This window comes from Lysobacter enzymogenes (genome assembly GCF_017168095.1).
GTDB classification, from domain to species: Bacteria; Pseudomonadota; Gammaproteobacteria; order Xanthomonadales; family Xanthomonadaceae; genus Lysobacter; species Lysobacter enzymogenes_D.
Map to the genome: position 1 here is coordinate 1 of NZ_LXSD01000590.1, position 6,587 is coordinate 6,587.

Below are 6,587 nucleotides of genomic sequence, written 5' to 3' on the forward strand. Positions count from 1 at the left end.
CGCGGCCGCGGCCGCGCGCGTCGCCGCGGGCACGACCGGGCCGGCGGGCTTGCCGCCGCTCTGCTTCTGCCGCTTGGCCTCGGCCGCGGCCTGCACCGCCAGCCAGGTTTCGATGTCGTCCGGCGCCACGTCCATCAGGCGCAGCGCGCCGTCCATGACGTTGCGGAACACCGGGCCGGACACCGACCCGCCGTAGTAACCCTTCTTGGTCGGATCGGGCTCGCTGACCACCACCACCATCGAAAAGCGTGGCTTCTCCACCGGCACCACGCCGGCGAACAGCGACACGTACTTCTTGGAGTAGCCGCCGGTAGCGCTGAACTTGCGCGTGGTGCCGGTCTTGCCGGCGACGTGATAGCCCAGGATCGCCGCCTGCTTGGCGGTGCCGCCCGGCTCGGTCACGGTCTGCATCATGCGCATGATCTCGCCGGCCACGACCGGCTCGAGCACCTGCTTGCCCTCGTTGCGCTGGCCCTTGACGAAGGTCGGCGCGATCAGCTTGCCGCCGTTGGCCATCGCCGCGTACACCATCGCGATCTGCAACGGCGTGGCCGACAGGCCGTAGCCGTAGGACATGGTCGCCTTGGTCGTGCCGCTCCAGCGCTGCGGCGGCGCCAGCAGGCCCGACGACTCGCCCGGAAAACCGCTGCCGGGCTTGCTGCCGTAGCCGAAGTTGTGGACGAAGCCGTAGTAGTAATCGTTGGGCAGCGGCAGGGCGAGCTTGGCCGCGCCCACGTTCGAGCTCTTGGTGATGACGCCGGTGACGGTCAGCACGCCGTTGTTGTGCGTGTCGGTGATGCGGTAACGGCCGTTGGGCATCCAGCCCGGGGTGGTGTTGACCAGGGTCTGCGGCGTCACCGTGCCCTTGCTCAGCGCGGCGGCGACGGTGACCGGCTTCATCGTCGAACCCGGTTCCACCACGTCGGTGACGGCGCGGTTGCGGTGGGTGTCGCGGTTGGTGCCGCCCGGCAGGTTCGGGTTGTAGGTCGGCAGGTTGGCCATCGCCAGCACTTCGCCGGTTTCGATGTCCAGCACCACCGCCGAGGCGCTGGACGCGCCGGTGTCGTTGAGCGCGCGGCGCAGCTCGCGATAGGTCAGGTACTGGATGCGGCGGTCCAGGGTCAGGGTGATGTCCTTGCCCGGCTCGGCGCTGCGCACCAGATCGACGTTCTCCACGATGTTGCCGGCGCCGTCGCGGATCACCCGCTTGGTCCCCGGCTTGCCGCGCAGTTCGTGGTCGAACGCGAGCTCCAGGCCTTCCTGGCCGCGGTCGTCGATGTTGGTGTAGCCCAGCACGTGCGCCATCGCTTCGCCCTGCGGGTAGAAACGGCGGAACTCGCGCTGCGAGAACACGCCCGGCACCTTCAGCGCCAGGATCCGGCGCGCCTCGTCGGGATTGATCCGGCGCTTGAGGTACATGAACTCCTTGCCCGCGCGCTGCGCCAGCTTGCGCGCCAGCTCGTCCTGGGCCACGCCCAGCGCCTTGGCCAGCTCGGGCAGGCGCTCGGTGTTCTTGGCCAGTTCCTTCGGGTTCGCCCACACCGACTCGACCGGCGTGGACACCGCCAGCGGCTCGCCGTTGCGGTCGGTGATCATGCCGCGCGAGGTCGGGATCGGGATTTCGCGCAGCGAGCGCGCATCGCCCTGCTGGCGATAGAAATCGTTGCTGATGACCTGCAGGTCCAGCGCGCGGCCGACCAGCGCCACCGCGCACAGGCCGAGCGCGCCGCCGACCAGCATCAACCGGTTGCGCAGGTTGAACTGCAGGTTGCGGCCGCGCGGCTTGTTGTTGCGGCTGCGCTCCTCGCGCAGGCGGGCGAAGCCGTCGCCGAGGTTCTCGACCAGCCGGTCCAGACCGCCGCGGCCGCCGCGCTCGCCGAGCACGCGCTCCAGCGGGCCGCTGCGGCCGTGGTTGCCGTTGCGGTTCTTGCGCACGTTCATGGCCTGATCACCACGGTTTCGCCGCCCTCGGGGAACTTCATCCCGATGCGCTCGCGCGCCACCTGATCGATGCGGTTGCTCTCCGCCCAGGTCGCCTGCTCCAGCTGCAGCCGGCCGAATTCGATGTTGAGCTCGTCGCGCTGGCGCTGCAGCTTGTTGAGCTGCACGAACAGCTGGCGGTGCTCGTGGCGGGCGAACACCACCAGCAGCGCCGAAACGACGTTGGCCACGATCAGCAGCACCAGCAGCAGGCGCATCATGCCGACGCCTCCAGCTTCTGCGCCACGCGCAGCACCGCGCTGCGCGCGCGCGGGTTGCCGGCGAGCTCGTCCTCGTCGGCCTTCTGCGCGCCGTCGATGGCGAGCAGGGTCGCAGTGAACGCGACCTCGACCGGCAGCCGGCGGTTGCTCGGCGGCGCCTTGGAATGGCGGACGATGAACTGCTTGACGATGCGGTCTTCCAGCGAATGGAAGCTGATCACCGCCAGCCGGCCGCCCGGCTTGAGCCGCGCCAGCGCGGCGTCGAGCCCGGTTTCCAGGTCGGCCAGTTCGCGGTTGATGAAGATGCGGATGGCCTGGAAGCTGCGCGTGGCCGGGTGGATCTTCTGGTCGCCGCGCGGCACCGCCTGGGCGATCAGCTCGGCCAGCTCGGCGGTGCGCGCCAGCGGCTGCGCGGCGCGACGGGCCAGGATCGCGCGGGCGATGCGCCGGCTCTGGCGCTCTTCGCCGTAGGTCCACAGCACGTCGGCGATGTCCTTCTCGGCGGCGGTGTTGAGCCACTGCGCCGCGCTGACGCCGCTGTCGGGGTCCATGCGCATGTCCAGCGGGCCGTCCTTGCCGAAGCTGAAACCGCGCTCGGCCACGTCCAGCTGCGGCGAGGACACGCCCAGGTCGAACAGCACGCCGTCGAGGCCGGCGGCGGTGGCGTCCCACTGGGCGAGTTCGGCGAAGCTGCCGCGATAGATGGACACGCGCGGATCGGCGCCGAACTCGCGTTCGGCCACGGCGATCGCCTCGGGGTCCTTGTCCATCACCAGCAAGCGTCCTCCGGCCTGCAATTGCGAAAGCACGCCGCGGGCATGCCCGCCGCGGCCGAACGTACCGTCCAGATAGGCTCCGTTCCCGTGCACCCGCAGGCCGTCGAGCACCTGTCGGTACATCACGGGAAGGTGGCCGGACCGCGCGTGAATGCGTTCCATGCCACCGTCCGTCATAGCTGCAGGTCGAGCAGCTCGTCGCTCAGATCGTCGTCGCTGATGGTCTGACGGATCTGCGCGTGATGCGCCTGCTCGCTCCAAAGTTCGAACTTGTCGCCCATGCCCAGCAGCACCGCCTTCTTCTCGATGCCGACCGCGGCGCGGTGGCTGGGGGGCACGGTGATGCGGCCGTTGCCGTCGAGTTCGACGAACGCGGCGGCGCCGACCAGCTTGAGCTGCATCGTGCGGTTGACCGCCTTGGCCTTGGGCAGCTTGTTGACCTGCTCGCGCACGCGCTCCCAGATCGACAGCGGATAGAGATAGAGGGAGCCGGACTCGAACGGGTTGTAGGTGATGACCAGGCGGTTGTCGCATTCGCGCGCGACGAGCTCGCGGTAGGCGGTGGGCACCGCCAGCCGGCCCTTGTCGTCGATCGTGATGGCGGTTTCGCCCTGGAACATTGCGCACCTTGTGGGCTCCCGTCTCTACCGGACGGGTCGCCTCGTTCATTCGCCCCCTGCCGGGACGACTGGCCTCCGAAAACCACAAAAACCCTGGTTTTCCCTCGGATGCCCACATTAGCAGGGCGCAACGGGTTGTCAACAACTTTCCAGACTCAATTTCGCTAGGCACATCAATGGCTTGCGACGAACTTGAGAGTCTTATTCAAGACTTATCCACTAAGCGTTGTTTCGTCTCAGGTTTTGAGACTCATAGCGTCACAAAGTGACCCTTGCGCGAGCGGCGTCACATTTTCTTCACCAAGCTGAGTTTCGGTGGATTTGCGCGAATCGGCGCTAAGCATCGGAATGCAAAGGATGATTGCCGCTGGCTATCGGCCTGGACGCGCTGCGTCCAATTCGGCGGCGTAGGGTGCGCTCGACATTCATTTGACGTGCCGGGCCCTAGCGTGGCGGCGACTTGTCCCGGAGTTATCCACAATGCGTGTCCCGCCCCCGTTCCGCACCGCCCTGCCCCTGGCCCTGCTGCTCGCGGCGGCCGCCGCCGGGTGCGCGCGCCAGGACGCCGCCCCGCCGCCGCTGACCGCGGCGCGCGCCGACGCTGCCGTGCTCAAGCGCCTGCAGGCCGAGCAGACCCAGCAAGACCGCAACCTGCAGACCTTCGACGAGCTCGACTTCGTCCACTACAGCGGCCAGCAGTGGGACCATTTCCATCGCAGCCACGCCCCGAACATCCTGGTCCACTACCCCGACGGCAGCACCACGACCGGCCTGGAAGCGCACCTGGAGCGGCTCAAGCCGCAGTTCGCGTTCGCCCCCGACACCCGGATCAAGGTGCATCCGGTGAAAGTCGCGCAAGGCAACCTCACCGCGGTGACCGGAATCATGGAAGGCACCTTCACCCAGCCGATGCCGCTGCCCGACGGCACGACGCTGGCGCCGACCAACCAACCGTTCAAGCTCGACATGGCCACCTTCGGCCGCTGGGAAAACGGGGTGATGGTCGAGGAGTGGCTGTTCTGGGACAACCAAGCCTTCATGAAGCAGATCGGCGCGGCGAAGTAACGCGCGCCCTCACCCCAACCCCTCTCCCGCAAGCGGGAGAGGGGCTTCAAAGCAAAATCGGGCTTCATCCAAACACCCCCATCTAGCGAGCAGCCCCCTTTAGCAAAGGGGGCGCCCCGACAGGGGCGGGGTTTTGGAGATAAATGAGCCGGGGCCCAAAGTTTGCTCCGCAAACTTTGGGGGCTTTTTTGGCGAATCGCCAAAAAAGCCGCGAAGTGGGCCGATAAGCCGGGTTCTGTCGTGGACAGTCATTCCTCTAGGCGCAGCGTCGCCGCTACGCTCAAGCAACCTACCCGGAGGCGACGCGGGCCGCGTCATGACCTCCCTATTTGGTTTTGCTCCCGGTGGGGTTTGCCGTGCCGGTCCGTTGCCGGACTCGCGGTGCGCTCTTACCGCACCGTTTCACCCTTGCCACGCATTCCCGAAGGAACCGTTCGGCGGTCTGCTCTCTGTTGCACTTTCCGTCGGCTCGCGCCGCCCAGGCGTTACCTGGCACCGTGCCCTGTGGAGCCCGGACTTTCCTCGGCGCCGGATCTTGCGATCCGACGACGCGACTGCCTGGCCCACTTCGCGGCGCGCATTGTCGCACGGGCGCGCCGGCGCCGCAGCGCTAAAGTGAACGCTCCGCCGTGGCGCGAGACCGCGATGAACGACCCCATCGATCCCGAGGACCAGTACCCGCTGTATCCGCGCGGCATGCAGCGCCGGCACGGTCTGCTCGACGCGCACGACCTCGCCGATTACCTGCCCGGCTGGAGCGAGAACGAGCTGCGCGCCGGCTTCTGGCCCGGGCTCGAGGCCATCGGCGGCTCGGGCGAGTTCGTGCTGGAGCAGAACCTGGGCCTGGACGGCGGCGAAACCGTACTGCGCGTGCATGGCCTGCCGCTGCTGCACAGCGAAGACATCTGGAACTTCCAGGTGCTGGGCCCGCCGGAACTGCTGCGGCCGCTGGCCGACGCGATGCGCGCGCTGAGCAAACCCTGAGCGGCTTACTCGCCGCCGCCGTACAAGGCCTTGCGCGGCGCCCCGCTGAGTTCGGCGGCGAGCTTGGCCGCGGTCGACGGCGGCAGGTGTTCGCTGAGCTTGGCGTACAGGCGCTTGCCCTCGATCACCTTGGCGTCGGCGTCGTCGCCGGCGCCCTCCACGATCAGCACGAATTCGCCCTTGCGCTGGTTGGGATCGGCCTTGACCTGCGCGGCCAGCGCGTCGAGCGGGCCGTCGAGCACGGTCTCGAACAACTTGGTCAGCTCGCGCGCCAGCACCGCGCCGCGCGCGCCGCCGAACGCGGCGGCCATGTCGTCGAGGGTTTCCTCGATCCGGTGCGCCGATTCGTAGAACAGCAATGTGCGCGGCTCGGCCGCGAGCCGCGCCAGGCGCTCGCGGCGGGCGCTGGCCTTGGCCGGCAGGAAGCCTTCGAAGGCGAAGCGGTCGGACGCCACGCCGGCCACGCTGAGCGCGGCGATCGCCGCACACGCGCCGGGCACCGGCGAGACCTTGATCCCGGCCGCGCGCGCGGCGCGGACCAGGCGATAGCCCGGATCGCTGACCAACGGCGTGCCCGCATCCGACACCAAGGCCAGCGAATCGCCGGCCTGCAAGCGCGCCACCAACTGCGCCGCCTGCTGCTCCTCGTTGTGCTGGTGCAGCGCCAGCAGCGGCCGCTCCAGGCCGAAGTGGGACAGCAGCTGGCGGGTGTGGCGGGTGTCTTCGGCGCAGATCGCCGCGACCGTGCGCAGGGTCTCCAGCGCGCGCGGCGTGAGGTCGCCGAGGTTGCCGATCGGGGTGGCGACGATGTGCAAGGTGCCGGGGGTTTGCATCGGGAGCGGGATCTCGGGAAGCGAGGCCGGCCGCGGCAGCGGACGGCGGGGAGCGGGCCGGAACGAGGCCCGGCTGGGGCCGCAGCGCGCCCCGGACGGGCCCGGCCG

General features: G+C 68.8%; 7 protein-coding genes and 1 other RNA gene. 2 read left to right on the forward strand and 6 right to left on the reverse strand.

Annotated elements, in window-relative coordinates; translation table 11 throughout:
- From A7A76_RS22885 to mraZ, 4 genes are all read right to left on the reverse strand, one after another.
- Positions 1-1,740 (reverse strand): peptidoglycan D,D-transpeptidase FtsI family protein (locus tag A7A76_RS22885; protein WP_206413484.1); only part of this gene is annotated, 1,740 nt, incomplete at its 3' end.
- 197 nt (positions 1,741-1,937) lie between these two features.
- Positions 1,938-2,201, reverse strand: a complete 264-nt coding sequence (gene ftsL / locus A7A76_RS22890; RefSeq protein WP_074862616.1) for a cell division protein FtsL — start codon at positions 2,199-2,201, stop codon at positions 1,938-1,940.
- Complete coding sequence (rsmH, locus tag A7A76_RS22895; protein ID WP_241201137.1) at positions 2,198-3,139, reverse strand: 16S rRNA (cytosine(1402)-N(4))-methyltransferase RsmH; 942 nt, start codon at positions 3,137-3,139, stop codon at positions 2,198-2,200. The genes ftsL and rsmH overlap by 4 nt, the downstream gene beginning before the upstream one ends.
- 11 nt (positions 3,140-3,150) lie before the next feature.
- Positions 3,151-3,597 (reverse strand): division/cell wall cluster transcriptional repressor MraZ, encoded by a 447-nt coding sequence (mraZ, locus tag A7A76_RS22900; protein WP_074862608.1) that lies wholly within the window; start codon positions 3,595-3,597, stop codon positions 3,151-3,153.
- 480 nt (positions 3,598-4,077) lie between these two features.
- Here mraZ and A7A76_RS22905 point away from each other — a divergent pair, with 480 nt between their 5' ends.
- Positions 4,078-4,662: an ester cyclase gene (locus A7A76_RS22905; RefSeq protein WP_206413481.1), complete on the forward strand. Its 585-nt coding sequence runs from the start codon at positions 4,078-4,080 to the stop codon at positions 4,660-4,662.
- 208 nt (positions 4,663-4,870) lie between these two features.
- On the opposite strand, the gene rnpB is transcribed toward A7A76_RS22905, so the two are convergent.
- An RNA gene (gene rnpB / locus A7A76_RS22910) (RNase P RNA component class A) lies at positions 4,871-5,232 on the reverse strand.
- 75 nt (positions 5,233-5,307) lie between these two features.
- On the opposite strand from rnpB, the gene A7A76_RS22915 reads away from it, so the two are divergent.
- Complete coding sequence (locus A7A76_RS22915) at positions 5,308-5,646, forward strand: hypothetical protein (protein WP_206413482.1); 339 nt, start codon at positions 5,308-5,310, stop codon at positions 5,644-5,646.
- 5 nt (positions 5,647-5,651) lie between these two features.
- Here the strand turns inward: A7A76_RS22915 and rsmI are convergent, their stop codons facing one another.
- Positions 5,652-6,479 (reverse strand): 16S rRNA (cytidine(1402)-2'-O)-methyltransferase, encoded by an 828-nt coding sequence (rsmI, locus tag A7A76_RS22920; protein ID WP_206413483.1) that lies wholly within the window; start codon positions 6,477-6,479, stop codon positions 5,652-5,654.
- Positions 6,480-6,587: the final 108 nt, after the last annotated feature.